Source organism: Mesorhizobium sp. M0802, assembly GCF_040320115.1.
Lineage (GTDB): Bacteria > Pseudomonadota > Alphaproteobacteria > Rhizobiales > Rhizobiaceae > Mesorhizobium.
Genome location: NZ_JAMYOY010000002.1, coordinates 214,266 through 228,237, shown reverse-complemented (window position 1 = coordinate 228,237; position 13,972 = coordinate 214,266). Strand labels below are relative to the sequence as shown.

Sequence of the window (13,972 nt, the reverse complement as noted above, 5' to 3'; positions counted from 1 at the left end):
CGGCTCTTGTTTTCAGCTTTGATATGTGGACGGATTTGCGCTGTGCGGGAGCAGGCGCCCATGCGGCGCTCAGTTGGTCGCCGCCTGTGCCTTGTCCTGATCCTTGAGCTGGCTCCAGGCGTTCTGCTGGGCAAGCATCTGGCGAAGATAGGCCACATTGGCTTGCGCCTGTTCGGGCGAAAGCTCTTGCGAGGCGATCTTCTCGGCCTCGTCGAAGCGGCCCTGCAGTCCCACGACCAGCGCAAGGTTCTGGCGCACCCGGCTGTCGGCATTCGGTTGCTGGGCTGCCGAGCGCATATAGGTCTCGGCGGTGCGCAGATCGCCTTCCAGCACATAGGACATGCCGAGATTGGAAAGGATCGAGGGTTCGTTCGGCTTGAGGTCCAGCGCCTTGCGGTAGTTCTGGCGCGCTTCATCCTTCTGGCCAAGCTGGTCGAGAATGGCGGCCTCGGCCGACATCAGCCGCCAGTCCGGATATTCCGGCGTCTGCGCCCGGCGCACGGCGTCGAGCGCCGGCTCGAACTGGCCGTTGGCGGCCAGCGCCTTGCCGTAGGCGGCAAGCACGTCGCGATCCTTGGGGTAGGCGATCGCCAGCTTGCGCATCACGGCAAGCGACTGGTCGGCATCGCCGTCCATCTGGAGCGCCGCCGCAAAATTTGTCGCCAGCCGCTTGTCGTTGGGGTTCTTTGCGTAGGATTCGCCGAGCCGCCCGGTCGCCCCGTGCAACTCGCTGGCCGACATGGTTTCCAGCGGTTTGCCGCTGGTGCGCCCGATCGAGCCGGTCGTGAGCTTGCTGGTTCCGCACCCCGCAGCACCGGCCGCCAGCGCCATCAGCAGCGCTGTGGTGACCAACCGTTTGCCCGTGACGTTCATCCTTCGGCTGGTGGGCATCGGCACGGGGCTCTCCATTCTGGGCGTGGCCATTCACGTGGCCATCTTCATCCCTGCAGAAATATTCTGTTAACCCTAACGGACAGTTAAAAAGCGAGCCGTCGGATCGGTGAACGGCCCGCCGGAAGCCACTGACCTGGCACATCCCATGCCCGGCTCTGTGCATAGATGTTGAAATCATTCGACGTCCCTGTCACTTGACTGAGGACGATCTGCAAGCCTCCCGGAGACCATCGAATGCCCGTCGAACTCGTCGAGACACTAAACACTGCCTTGCCGATCCATCTGGTCGCGAGGGATGGACTGGAGGCCTTGGGGCTTTCGCCTTCCACGATCGCATGGGCGGCCGCCAACGGCTTTTCCGGCGAAGCCGGCAGGACGCTCGCCGTCCCGGGCGACAACGGTTCCCTTGCTGGCGCCTTGTTTGGCGTCGGTGACGGCGAGGGCGCGCTGGCCGTCGGCATGCTGGCGAGAGCCTTGCCGGAAGGCGACTGGCATTTTGCCGCCGCTCCAGCCGAGCCGGAACTCGCGGTCATAGGCTTGGTGCTCGGTGGTTACGTCTTCACTCGCTACGGCAAGAAATCAGGCAAGGCGCTGCGTTTCGCGCTGCCGCTCGGCGTAGATCCAGGACGTGTCCGGGGCATCGCCGACGGCGTCTTCCTGGCGCGCGACCTGGTCAACACGCCGACCAGCGACATGGGACCGGACGAGTTGGAGAAGGCGGTTCGGACCCTGGCGGCCACTCACAAGGCCGAGGTGTCGGTGATCAAGGGCGATGATCTCCTGAAGCAGAATTTCCCGATGATCCATGCGGTCGGCCGCGCCTCGGTCGGCGCGCCGCGCCTGATCGACATGGTCTGGGGACCCGAAGGCGCGCCGAAGGTGACGCTGGTCGGCAAGGGTGTCTGTTTCGACACTGGCGGCCTCGACATCAAGCCTTCGTCGGGCATGCTCTTGATGAAGAAGGATATGGGCGGCGCCGCCAATGTGCTGGGCCTGGCCTCGATGATCATGGCTGCCGGGCTGAAGGTGCGGCTGCGTGTCCTGATCCCGGCGGTCGAGAATTCGATTGCCGGCAACGCCTTTCGGCCTGGAGATGTACTGACCAGCCGCAAGGGCCTCACCGTCGAGATCGGCAACACCGACGCCGAAGGGCGGCTGGTGCTGGCCGATGCGCTGGCGCTGGCCGATGACGAGGAGCCGGAACTGCTGATCGACATGGCGACGCTGACCGGGGCAGCGCGTGTCGCGCTCGGCCCCGATCTGCCGCCTTTCTACACTGGCGACGAAGTGCTGGCGTCCGAACTGGCTGCGGCCTCCATGGCCGTCGAGGATCCGTTGTGGCGCATGCCGTTGTGGCGGCCCTATGACGCCAGGCTGGCGTCGAAGATCGCCGACATCAACAACGTCACCACCGACGGCTTCGCCGGTTCGGTCACCGCGGCGCTTTTCCTCAAGCGCTTTGTCGAACGGACAACGGGCTGGGCGCACTTCGACATCTTCGCCTGGAACCCGTCCGATCGCCCCTACGGACCCGCCGGCGGAGAGGCGCAAGGCATCCGTGCACTGGAGCGGGTCATTTCGAGGCGCTATGCCTGACGCCCTGGGACGGCCACCAAAACTGAAACGGAACCGAAACAATTTGCCGTCATGCTCGGGCGATGTCGATTTCGATGCGTCCGAGCCAGGCGATGCGGCTGTGGCAGCAGGTGATGCTGTCGCAGGTGCGCGCCGGCGCGCCAGATCTCACCATGCGCCAGACGGCGATCCTGTTCACCATCTATCTCGACCCGCCGCCGCACACGGTGCGCGGTCTAGCCGCCCGCCTCAATGTCACCAAGCCGGTTATCACCCGCGCGCTCGACACTATGGGTGCGCTGAAACTGGTGTCGCGCCATCGCGACGAGCTCGACAAGCGCAATGTGCTGATCCGGCGCACGGTCGAAGGCGCGCTCTTTGTCGAGCGCTTCGGGGATGGTATCGTTGCCAAGGCTCATGAACTGCCCATCTGATCAATCCAGAACTAGACGAGTACCGATTTGACTGCCAGGGACGCCCGCCTCCACGCCTTCCGTTCCGACCTCGCCGATGCCAGGCTGAAAGGGGAGGTGTCGGCCGATCGCTTCGTCACCGGCCGTCCGGCCCGGATCACAGCCTCCGTGGCTGACGTGCGCAAGGCACCGCGCCCGGATGCCGGCGTCAACACGCAAATTCTGTTCGGCGACGATGTGCTTGTCTTCGAGGAAGCCGAGGGATGGGCCTGGGTCCAGGCCGAACGTGACGGCTATGTCGGCTACGTCGGCGCCACCATGCTGGGCGCACCCGAGCATGCGCCAACCCACATCGTCACGGCGCCGCGCACCTTCCTCTATCCTGGCCCGGATCTGCGCTTCCCGATCAGCGGCCAATTGTCGATGGGCTCGACGGTGACGGTAACCGGTGCCGCCGAAACGCGCGGCACGCACTATGCGCTGTTGCCCTCCGGCGAGGCGCTGATCGCCGGCCATATTTGCCCGGTCAGTGACATCGCCGCCGACTATGTCTCGGTCGCCGAGATGTTTATCGGCACGCCCTATCTCTGGGGCGGCACCTCCGGCTTCGGCATCGACTGTTCGGGCCTTGTGCAACTGGCCATGCGCATGGCCGGCCGCAATGTGCTGCGTGATTCCGACATGCAAGCGGCAGGCCTCGGCGAGCCGCTCGATCCGGGATTCGATTATGCCGGACTGAAACGCGGCGACCTGGTGTTCTGGAAGGGCCATGTCGCGATCATGACGGACGCCGAGACAATGATCCACGCCAACGGCCACACCATGCTGGTCTCGCGCGAAGGGCTGAAGGATGCGGTTGATCGGATTGGGTATCTGTATGGCGGGCCGACTGGGTTTCGGCGGCCCTAGCGCCTCTTCCTCGCCCGTTCACGGGGAAAGGTGCCCGAAGGGGCGGATGAGGGGCGACGCCAGCGACTGAAAGGTCGCGCTGCGCCTCACTTGCCGGCCGGCATCCCTCTCCCCGTAAACGCGGCGAGGGATAGCTCGGCCGATCACCTTTTGTTCCGATTTTCCTTGGCGATCGCGCGCCGTCGCGCTACCTCTTTCGCGTGACCGAGCAGCCGCGCCTTGCCAAACAGAATGCCGCCGTCCTTCTGCCCGAGCCATTCATCAGATGGTTTGGCGAAAAAGGCTGGTCGCCGCGCGCTCACCAGATCGAGCTGCTGGCGAAGGCTCAAGCCGGGCAATCGGTGCTCTTGATCGCACCGACCGGCGCCGGCAAGACGCTGGCCGGCTTCTTGCCATCGTTGACCGAACTGGCCAACCGCCCCAGACGCAAAGCCGGTATGGCACGGCGCGGCATCCATACGCTCTACATCTCGCCGCTGAAGGCGCTGGCCGTCGACATCGAGCGCAACCTCGGCAAGCCGGTGGAGGAGATCGGCCTGCCCGTCACGATCGAGACGCGCACCGGCGACACGCCTTCCCACAAGCGACAGCGCCAGAAGCTGGCGCCGCCCGATATCCTGCTCACCACGCCCGAGCAATTGGCGCTGCTGATTGCGGCCGGCGATGCCGGGCGATTCTTCGAGGATCTGCGCTATGTCGTGCTCGACGAGTTGCATTCGCTGGTGACATCGAAACGCGGCCATCTGCTGGCGCTCGGGCTGGCGCGGCTGCGCAGCATCGTGCCCGGCCTGCAGACGATCGGTCTGTCGGCAACGGTGGCCGAGCCCGACGAGTTGCGGCGCTGGCTGGTGAGCCAGAATCCGCCCAAAGGCCTGGCAAGTCCCGATATGTCTGAGCTCATCGTCGTAACCGGCGGCGCGAAGCCCGAAATCTCGATCCTCGATTCGGAAGAGCGCGTGCCATGGGCCGGCCATTCGGCGCGGTATGCGACGCCGGAAATCTACCGCGAGATCAAGCGCCATAGGACCACCCTGCTGTTCGTCAACACCCGCAGCCAGGCCGAGCTGCTGTTTCAGGAATTGTGGCGGGTCAACGAGGATACCTTGCCGATCGCGCTGCATCACGGCTCGCTCGATGTCGCCCAGCGCCGACGCGTCGAGAAGGCGATGGGGGAAAACGCGCTCCGTGCCATCGTCGCCACCTCGACGCTCGACCTTGGCATCGATTGGGGCGATGTCGATCTGGTCGTCCATGTCGGCGCGCCCAAGGGCGCCAGCCGGCTGGCGCAGCGCATCGGCCGCGCCAATCACCGCATGGACGAGCCGTCGAAGGCGATCCTGATCCCGGCCAATCGTTTCGAGGTGCTGGAGTGCCGGGCAGCGCTGGACGCCAACTATCTGGGCGCCCAGGATACGCCGCCGCTGGTCAATGGCGGGCTCGATGTGCTGGCCCAGCATGTGCTGGGCTGCGCCTGCGGAGCGCCGTTTCGCGCCGACGATCTCTATGAGGAAGTGCTGACAGCAGCGCCCTATGCCAGCCTCGACCGGCCGACATTCGACCGCGTCATTGATTTCGTCGCCACCGGCGGCTACGCACTGAAGAACTACGAGCGCTACGCCCGCATCCGCCTCAACAAGGACGGCATGTGGCGGGTCTCCAATCCCCGCGTCGCGCAGCAATACCGGCTGAACGTCGGCACCATCATCGAGGTGCCGGCGCTCAATGTGCGTTACGTCAAGGCCGGCAGCAAAGGCTCGGCTTCGCACGGCGGCCGGGCTCTGGGCAAGATCGAGGAGGCCTTCCTCGAAACGCTGACGCATGGCGACACCTTCATGTTTGCCGGCAAAGTGCTGCGCTTCGAAGGCATCCGCGAGAACGAATGCTTCGTCTCGAATGCGCCGGGAAGCGACGCCAAGGTGCCTTACTATGGCGGCGGCAAATTTCCGCTTTCGACTTACCTCGCCGAGCAGGTGCGCGCCATGCTGGACGACCCGCAGCGCTGGGGGAAGCTGCCGGAGCAGGTATCGGACTGGCTGCGGTTCCAGGCCAACAAATCGGTATTGCCCAAACGCGACGACCTCTTGATCGAGACCTTTCCGCGCGGCAACCGTCACTATCTCGTCGCTTATCCTTTCGAGGGCAGGCTGGCGCACCAGACGCTCGGCATGCTGCTCACCCGCCGGCTGGACAGGGCCGGCGCCAGGCCGCTTGGCTTCGTCGCCACCGACTACGCATTGGCCATCTGGTCGCTGGGCGATATGGGCGCGATGTTCAAATCGCGGAAACCTTCGCTTGGCGCTCTGTTCGACCAGGACATGCTGGGCGACGACCTCGAGGCTTGGCTGGCCGACAGCTGGCTGCTCAAGCGCACCTTCCGCAACTGCGCGCTGATTTCAGGCCTGATCGAGAAACGTCACCCCGGCCAGGAGAAAAGCGGCCGCCAGGTCACCGTCTCGACCGATCTGATCTATGACGTGCTGCGCAGCCATGAGCCCGACCACATCCTGCTGCAGGCGACGCGCGCCGACGCGGCGACCGGTCTGCTCGATGTCAGCAGACTTGCCGACATGCTCTCGCGTATCCAGGGTCGAATCGTGCATAAGGCACTCGAACAGATATCGCCGCTGGCCGTGCCGATCATGCTCGAAATCGGCAAGATGCCGGTGAACGGCGAGGCCGACGAAACGCTGCTGATGGATGCCGCGACTTTGGTCGAGGAAGCCATGGGTCCTGGGATGGTTGAGGAATGAATTTTTCGCTGGCGCGGGCATCGCTGATCGCCGAGGCCGACTTTGTCGGCATCGCGGGCGAGCGCGCGATCTGTGATTCGCGCGGCGTGCTCTATTTCCCCGATCTGAGGCTGCTCGCGGTCTCCGACCTGCATCTGGAAAAAGGCTCGTCCTTCGCCAGGCGCGGCGCACTGATCCCGCCCTACGATACCGGCGCCACTCTGCTCCGGCTGCAGGCGGTAATCGCGGACTACCAGCCGGCCATCGTCATCAGCCTGGGCGACTCCTTCCACGACGGCGGCGGCGCCGAGCGCATGCATCAAACCTTCCGCGATCGGCTGGAAGCATTGATGGCCGGCCGCGACTGGTTCTGGGTCGCCGGCAACCATGACCCGGAAGCGCCGGCGGATTTGCCCGGCGAGACGGTGCGCGAACTCGCCATCGGCTCGCTGCTGTTCCGCCACGAGCCGTCGAAGATAAGAACCGAGGGCGAAGTTGCCGGCCATCTTCACCCTTGCGCCCGCATCGTCCAGCAGGGCCGCTCGGTGCGGCGGCGCTGCTTTGCCGGCGATGGCGGCCGCATGATCATGCCGGCCTTCGGCGCTTATACCGGCTCGCTCAACGTGCTCGACCGCGCCTATGCCGGCCTGTTCCGCCGCGAGACGTTGATAGCTTATATGATGGGCGCCGCGCGCATCTTCGCCATTTCCGGTTCGATGCTGCGGCCGGGCTGAGTTTCTACGGTATAAGCACGGTTGCGCCTGTCGTCTGCCGTGCTTCGAGCCGGCGATGCGCCTCCGCCACTTCGGCAAGCGGCATGCTTGTGTGCACCGGGATTTTCACTGCGCCGCTGAGGACGACGCTGAACAGATCCTCGCTCATGGCGACGACGTCCTCACGCCTGGCGAGATGATGGAACAGCAACTGCCAAGTGGCGAACAGCGATCCTTTCTGCATCAACAGCATGATATCGAAGGGTGGGATCGATCCCGATGCCGTGCCGTAGCTGACGAAGGTGCCGAACGGCCGCAGGCAGTCGAGCGAGCCCGGGAAGGTCGCGTTGCCGACGCCGTCATAGACGACGTGGCAGCCTTCGCCGTTGGTGACCTCTTTCACCCGTGCGGCGAAATTCTCTTTGCTGTATTCGATGACATGGTCGCAGCCATTGGCGCGCGCAAGTTCGGCCTTTTCGGGTGAACCGACCGTGCCGGTGACGGTCGCGCCGAGATGTTTGGCCCATTGCGTCAGGATGAGGCCGACGCCGCCCGCCGCGGCATGCACCAGGATGGTATGGCCCGCCTCGACGCGAAACGTGCGGCGCAGCAGATATTGCGCCGTCAGCCCTTTCAGCATCATCGCCGCACCCGTCTCGAAATCGATGGCGTCGGGCAGATGCACGACGAAATGCGCCGGCACGATGCGTTCTTCGGCATAGGCGCCGAGCGTCTCGACATAGGCGACTCGGTCGCCAGGCGCGAAGCCGCTGACGCCTTCACCGACGGCGACGATTTCGCCGGCGCCTTCATTGCCGGGAATGAATGGCAGAGCGGGCGGCGCGTATTCGCCGGTGCGAAAATAGATGTCGACGAAGTTGAGGCCGACCGCCCGGTTGCGCACGCGCACCTCGCCCGGTCCGGGCTGGCCGATGTCGACATCTTCGTAGGCGAGCACATCTGGCCCGCCATGGCGGTGAACACGGATCGCTTTCATGGTTTTCTTCCCTGCGCTGTTCTCTTGAGTGTGAGATAGCGCGTGGCGGGATATCATTGTAGACTGATACCGATGACATCAGAGTTCAAACAAGATGATATCTGAACAGATCGGCCTCGACCTTCTCCGCACCTATGTCGCGGTCTGCCGGCAAGGTAGCCTGAGCAGGGTCGCCGCGCAGACCGGCAAGACCCAATCGGCGCTGAGCATGCAGATGCGCCGGCTGGAGGGCCTGCTCCAACGGCATCTGTTCCAGCGCACCGGCCGCGGTGTCGTACCAACTGCGGAGGGAGAGCTCTTTCTGGGATACGCGACCCGCATCCTCGCTCTCGGCGATGAAGCGGTGGCGCGTCTGCAGCAGGCTGGCATTGGCGGCGGCGTGCGTATTGGTCTTGCCGAAGAGGTCACCACGGCCGCGCTTTCGGCCGCGCTTGGGCGGCTGCATCGCACATATCCCGACATCAGCCTCGACGCGATGGTCGAGCACAGCGTCGCGCTGGGACGGCTGTGGAGCGAGGATGCGCTGGATGTCATGATTGCCCCGACATCCGTCGTCGCGGCCGATGCAGTGACGACATGGAACGTCGAACTGCAGTGGGTCTGCGCCCAGGACTATGTGCTGGACCATGACCGGCCACTCGATCTCGCCGCCTTCGGCGCAACCTGCCCTTGGCGCAGGCGTATGATCGAGGCGCTGGTCGCCGCCGGCCGGCAGTATAGGATCGTCCTGTCGTGCCAGAGCGTCACCGGCCTGCAGGCGGCGATCGAGAACGGGCTGGGCGTCGGGCTGCTTCCGCCCGAATCCGTGCGTACCGCTTCGATGCGGGTGCTGAAGACGTCAGCCGGCCTGCCCGAGCCGCTCACGGTCCAATACGGCCTTTACGCGCACGACCGCAGGACAGCTGTAATCGATGCCGCGATCGAAATCCTGCTTAAGGATTTGCCGGCGGCGCCACGAGCACGGGCCGCCTGACGGCGGGACGCTCTACCGGCCGTAATAGAGGGTGACGGTGTGCTTGGCCTCGGCGAAGAACAGCCAGCGCTCGACCAGCATGCCGGCGAACTGGACGATTGCCGCAAGCACCGACAGCACCGCTGCGAATGGCCAGGGCAAAGCGAATAAGACAGAAAGCAGCAGCAGGGCAGGCAAGGCGAAAGCCAGCAACTGCGTGATCAGCCGCAGCTTTGCGCCATGTTTGCGCGCGATCCGAAAACCCATTTCCTTGAGCAGGTAGTTCTCCTCGGTGTGCGGCCATTCCAGCGAGCGCACTGTGCCGCCAGTGAGCCCTGTCGCCGTGTTGGCGGTGGTCGCGATCTCCAGCGCGTCATTGTATCGCCACGTCGCCAGCTTCCAGCCCCAGCCGAGCAAGGTCAGCAGCAGGGCGGCTACCGCAACGGCGGTCGGGCTGATGGCGAAAGCCTGCAGCAGCGCGTTCAACAGCACGCTGCCGGTCATCGCCGAAAAGATGAGATAGCCCGGCAGCGTATACGGGCTATGCCACTGCGCGATCGGCTTCAGCGAGGCATAGATCATGCCGGTGGTGCAGACGGTGACGATTGCGCCGATAGTTGCGAGAAACCCGGCGATGGCCATCCAGCCTCCGGTGCGGCCAAAAAACACCCAGCCGATACCGAACAGCCCGGCGGGAATGAAGGTTGCGACCGACGATACACCCTCGCGTGACAGCCAGGAGCTACGCCATTGCGAAAAGGCGCGCCAGGCGCGTTCGGGCCGGCCGAGATGGCCGGTGGACGACAAAAGGCCGGCGGCAATCAGGCCAAGCGCCAGCCCCATGCCGATAAGGCCGAGCCAGAAATGGGCCGGGATAAAACCCAGTCCGCCAAGCACGCCGAGCAGCGCCAGCAGTCCGTAGCCCGCTCCTGTAGCAGTGGTGAAGAAAACGACGGAAAAGGCTGGATGCATTGGTCAGTTCGAAAGCATGCGGTCGATCCAGCCAAGAAAACCGCCTTCGACCGTGACTGGCTCGAGCCTTGGCGCCGGCACCGATGCGGCGCGCTGGGCGCGCGGCGGCAGATATTTGTTGGTCGGCTTGTAACCCATCTCCGGCATCAGGTCGACGCCGCCACGCTCCGCCACCAGTTGCGATACCGCCGAGGTGGGATCGCCGAGGTCGCCGAAATGCCGGGCGCTGGTCGGGCAGGCGGCAACGCAGGCCGGCACGCGGTCTTCCTCGGCCAGATTGTCGTTGTAGATACGGTCGACGCACAGCGTGCATTTCTTCATCACGCCGACGTCGGTATCGAATTCGCGCGCGCCATAGGGGCAGGCCCAACTGCACAGTTTGCAGCCGATGCATTTGCTTTCGTCGATCAGCACGATGCCGTCCGACGCCCGCTTGTAGGACGCGCCGGTCGGGCAGACAGTGACGCAGGCAGGCGTCTCGCAATGCAGGCAGGAGCGCGGAAAGTTGACCGTGCGCCCGCCCGCCTCGGTCGTGTGCTCATAGCTGTGCACGCGGTTGAACCAGACGCCGTCGACATGGCCGCCATAGGGGTCGATGTCGGTCAGTGGCGCCATGTGGCCGCCGGTGTTCCACTCCTTGCAGGCGGTGACGCAGGCCTGGCAGCCGACGCAGGTGTCGAGGTCGATGACCAGGCCAAGCTTCTTGTCTGTATGGGCGGGAAGGCAGGTCATTCCACGGCTTCCCTATGGACGCGGAACTCGGCGCCGAAGCGAAGGATGTCGGGCGAAGGCTCGACATTTGGCGGCTGGCTGAAACGCTCGAATTGCGGTTCGGTGAAGCCGGCTTCCTCATCAGAGCATTTGACGATGCGCACCCTGAGGTCGAACCACGCCGCCTGACCGGTCACCGGATCGGAATTCGAATAGCGTTTGCCGTTCGCGTCAGCCGATGTCTGGTCGCCGATAATATGGTTGAGCAGGAAGCCGCGATTGCTCTCGGCAGCGTTGTCCTTCAGACCCCAGGCGCCGCGCCTTTTGCCGATGGCGTTCCAGGTCCAGACCGTATCCGCATTGACGCCGTCGACCAGCTTGATCTGCCCCTTAACCCTACCGTTGATGCCTTCGATCCACACCCAGTCGTCGTCGACAAGACTGAGATCTGCCGCGGTCTTGTGGTGCACGAACAGGCGGTTCTGACTGGTGATTTGCCGCAGCCACGCATTCTGCGAGCCCCAGGAATGATACATGTGCATAGGCCGCTGCGTCAGCGCATGCAGCGGGTATTTATGCGGATCGACGGCGGCCTCTTCGAACGGGGTAAACCAGAACGGCAGCGGATCCATATAGGTCTCGATGCGCCGGCGTTCGCTCTCGGGCGGCTGGACGCGACCATGACCGCGCGCGGCGAGGCGAAAGCGCTGCATCGGTTCGCAATAGAGCTGGAACACGATCGGCTCGGCCTTGGGGATGAACCCCATCTGCTCTGCGAAGTCGAGATAGGAGCGGTTGGCCATCTTGTAATAGCGCTGGTCCTCAGCAAAATCCTGGTGCCAGAAGCCGCCATTGCCGATGTAGCGCTGCAACTGGTCGGGATTGACTTCGCCCTTGCCGACGGAAGTGCCGTCCTTGCCGCGCCAGCCGGCCAGCGGGCCGATGCCCGGCGTGCGTTCGTGATTGACGATGTAGTCGGCATAGTCGGCATATCTGGCCGAGCCATCGTCCTCGACGAAGCCGGGCAGGCCAAGCCGAGCGCCAAGTTCGATCAGCACCGATTGGAACGGCCTGACATCTCGGTGCGGTTCGACCACCGGATGGCGGATCGCGTCGCCCGGCCCGTCGGCATGGCTGATCGGCCGGTCGAGCAGGCTGATGCAGTCGTGACGTTCGAGATAGGTGGTGTCGGGCAGCACCAGGTCGGCGAACGGCACCGTCTCGGAATAATAGGCGTCGGAATAGATGATGAAGGGGATCTTGTAGTTACCCGCTTCGTCATGGTCGGTGAGCATGGCAATGGTCTCGACGGTGTTCATCGAGGAATTCCACGCCATGTTCGACATGTACATCATCAGCGTGTCGATTGGGTATGGGTCACCGGCCCACGCATTGCGGATGACCGTATGCATCAGCCCATGCGCGGCGAGCGGCGCATCCCAGGAATAAGCCTTGTCGATGCGCAAAGGCGTGCCGGCCTCGTCGACCAGGAGATCGTCCGGCCCGCAGACGAAGCCGAGCGGCATGCCGTCGAGCGGCGTCATCGGCCTGACCACCTTGCCGGCCGGCTTCGGTCCCGGGGGCGCCGAGCGCGGGTAGGGGGGCTTGAAACGGAAGCCGCCGGGCACGTCCACCGTGCCGAGCAGCACCTGCAGCAGGTGGATGGCACGGCAGGAGTGAAAGCCGTTGGAGTGGGCCGAGATGCCGCGCATGGCATGCATCGACACCGGCCGTCCCTTGATCGTCTCGTGCCGCCGTCCGGCCCAGTCGGTCCACGCAACCGGCAGTTCGATCGTCTGTTCGAAGGCGACGTGGGCGAGTTCGGCAGCGATCCGCCGGATGGTGTCGGCCGGAATGCCGCATCGTGCCGCGACCACATCGGGTGCGTAGCTGTAGTCCATGTAACGGTCGGCGATAAGCTGGAACACCGGCACGCAGCGGCGACCGGCGAACGTGAAGCTGCCGGTCAGCGCCGGCTTCGCATCGGCATCGGCTGCGTTGACGGTTGTCTTCGCCACTCTGTCCCACGCGAGAAGATTGTTGTCGCTGTCGCGCAGGAATAGCCCGTCATCGACCGCGCCCGGCTCCTGGATGACCAGCACATGGGCGTTGGTGTAGCGGAGCAGATAATCGAGATCGATGCGGCCTGCCTTCAGCAGTTCATGGATTAGGGCGAAGACGAAGAGGCCGTCGGTGCCGGGCCGGATCCCGATCCAGTCGTCGGCAATGGCGTTGTAGCCGGTGCGGCAGGGGTTGATCGACACCACCTTGGCGCCGCGCGCCTTGAGTTTACCCAAGCCGATCTTGATCGGGTTGGAATCATGGTCCTCGGCGACGCCGAACAGCATGAAGTATTTCGTATTGTCCCAGTCCGGCTCGCCGAACTCCCAGAACGAGCCGCCGATCGTGTAGAGCCCGCCGGCCGCCATGTTGACCGAGCAGAAGCCGCCATGGGCGGCGGAGTTCGGCGTGCCGAACTGGCTCGCCCACCAGCCGGTCAGCGACTGCGACTGGTCGCGCCCGGTGAAGAAGGCGAGCTTTTTCGGATCGGCCCGGCGGATATTCGATAGCCGCCCGGTCGCAATCGAAAACGCTTCCTCCCACTCGATCTCGCGGAATTCGCCCGAGCCGCGCAGGCCGCTGCGCAACAGCGGCTTCTTCAGCCGCGCCGGGCTGTAGTGCTGCATGATGCCGGAGCTGCCCTTGCCGCAGATCACGCCGCGGTTAACCGGATGGTCCTTGTTGCCGTTGATGTAGCGCACCTTGCCGTCCTTGATGTGGACGTCGATGCCGCACCGGCAGGCGCACATATAACAGGTGGTCTTGGCGATGCTGTCGGAGATAGCGGGCGAGGTGTCGACGCCGTCGCCTTCATCAGGCGCGCGTGTATCGCCAAGCGGCCGTTGCGACGGTGCGGAATTGGCTCCGCGCGGCGCAGCTGGGTTCATGATGCCGGTGTGCTTTTGCTACCTGCGAATTTGGCCCGCGTCTTCGGTCCGGGGCCACGCATATAGTGTTCTTCAGGATGATATCGATCGCCGGCCAGCCGCCGCCTGAGGCCACGGGTCCAATGCGCAAAAAGGGATCTGAACCGCCCGATCATTTTG

12 protein-coding genes are annotated in these 13,972 nt (G+C 64.4%); 6 read left to right on the top strand and 6 right to left on the bottom strand.

The annotated features are described in order from the left end of the window. Positions 1–69: 69 nt before the first annotated feature. Positions 70–891 (bottom strand): tetratricopeptide repeat protein, encoded by an 822-nt coding sequence (locus NKI10_RS04315; protein WP_352654230.1) that lies wholly within the window; start codon positions 889–891, stop codon positions 70–72. Positions 892–1,128: 237 nt separating this feature from the next. Here NKI10_RS04315 and NKI10_RS04310 point away from each other — a divergent pair, with 237 nt between their 5' ends. From NKI10_RS04310 to NKI10_RS04300, 3 genes are all read left to right on the top strand, one after another. After that, positions 1,129–2,490: a leucyl aminopeptidase family protein gene (locus NKI10_RS04310; protein ID WP_352858842.1), complete on the top strand. Its 1,362-nt coding sequence runs from the start codon at positions 1,129–1,131 to the stop codon at positions 2,488–2,490. Positions 2,491–2,552: 62 nt separating this feature from the next. Then, on the top strand, positions 2,553–2,903 hold the full coding sequence (locus NKI10_RS04305) for a MarR family winged helix-turn-helix transcriptional regulator (RefSeq protein WP_023699486.1): 351 nt from the start codon (positions 2,553–2,555) through the stop codon (positions 2,901–2,903). A gap of 27 nt (positions 2,904–2,930) precedes the next feature. Beyond that, entirely contained in the window at positions 2,931–3,791 is an 861-nt protein-coding gene (locus tag NKI10_RS04300; protein ID WP_352739585.1) for a C40 family peptidase, read from the top strand. 143 nt (positions 3,792–3,934) lie between these two features. Here the strand turns inward: NKI10_RS04300 and NKI10_RS04295 are convergent, their stop codons facing one another. Further along, entirely contained in the window at positions 3,935–4,129 is a 195-nt protein-coding gene (locus tag NKI10_RS04295; RefSeq protein ID WP_245260071.1) for a hypothetical protein, read from the bottom strand. Between NKI10_RS04295 and NKI10_RS04290 the strand changes: the two genes are divergently transcribed. Then, positions 4,037–6,541, top strand: a complete 2,505-nt coding sequence (locus NKI10_RS04290) for a ligase-associated DNA damage response DEXH box helicase (RefSeq protein WP_352859103.1) — start codon at positions 4,037–4,039, stop codon at positions 6,539–6,541. The two genes, NKI10_RS04295 and NKI10_RS04290, sit on opposite strands and share 93 nt — an antisense overlap. Further along, positions 6,538–7,254: a ligase-associated DNA damage response endonuclease PdeM gene (gene pdeM / locus NKI10_RS04285; protein WP_023703455.1), complete on the top strand. Its 717-nt coding sequence runs from the start codon at positions 6,538–6,540 to the stop codon at positions 7,252–7,254. Before NKI10_RS04290 ends, pdeM begins: the two co-directional genes overlap by 4 nt. Positions 7,255–7,258: 4 nt before the next feature. Here pdeM and NKI10_RS04280 read toward each other — a convergent pair whose 3' ends face one another. Beyond that, a complete protein-coding gene (locus NKI10_RS04280) occupies positions 7,259–8,230 on the bottom strand; it encodes a quinone oxidoreductase family protein (protein WP_352510954.1) in 972 nt (323 codons plus the stop codon). 94 nt (positions 8,231–8,324) lie between these two features. Between NKI10_RS04280 and NKI10_RS04275 the strand changes: the two genes are divergently transcribed. After that, positions 8,325–9,203, top strand: coding sequence for a LysR substrate-binding domain-containing protein (locus tag NKI10_RS04275; RefSeq protein WP_023738197.1), 879 nt, complete (start codon positions 8,325–8,327; stop codon positions 9,201–9,203). Between the two features lie 12 nt (positions 9,204–9,215). Here the strand turns inward: NKI10_RS04275 and NKI10_RS04270 are convergent, their stop codons facing one another. Genes NKI10_RS04270 through NKI10_RS04260 form a run of 3 tightly spaced genes read right to left on the bottom strand, consistent with a single transcriptional unit; the run spans position 9,216 to position 13,813 of the window. Further along, entirely contained in the window at positions 9,216–10,154 is a 939-nt protein-coding gene (locus NKI10_RS04270) for a dimethyl sulfoxide reductase anchor subunit family protein (RefSeq protein WP_023746687.1), read from the bottom strand. 3 nt (positions 10,155–10,157) lie between these two features. Beyond that, the gene (locus NKI10_RS04265; protein WP_352858838.1) at positions 10,158–10,886 is read right to left on the bottom strand and encodes a 4Fe-4S dicluster domain-containing protein; all 729 of its coding nucleotides are present in this window, start codon (positions 10,884–10,886) and stop codon (positions 10,158–10,160) included. Then, positions 10,883–13,813 carry a molybdopterin oxidoreductase family protein gene (locus NKI10_RS04260; RefSeq protein WP_352858836.1) on the bottom strand — a complete coding sequence of 977 codons (2,931 nt, stop codon included), beginning with the start codon at positions 13,811–13,813 and terminating at the stop codon, positions 10,883–10,885. Before NKI10_RS04260 ends, NKI10_RS04265 begins: the two co-directional genes overlap by 4 nt. Between the last annotated feature and the right edge of the window lie 159 nt (positions 13,814–13,972).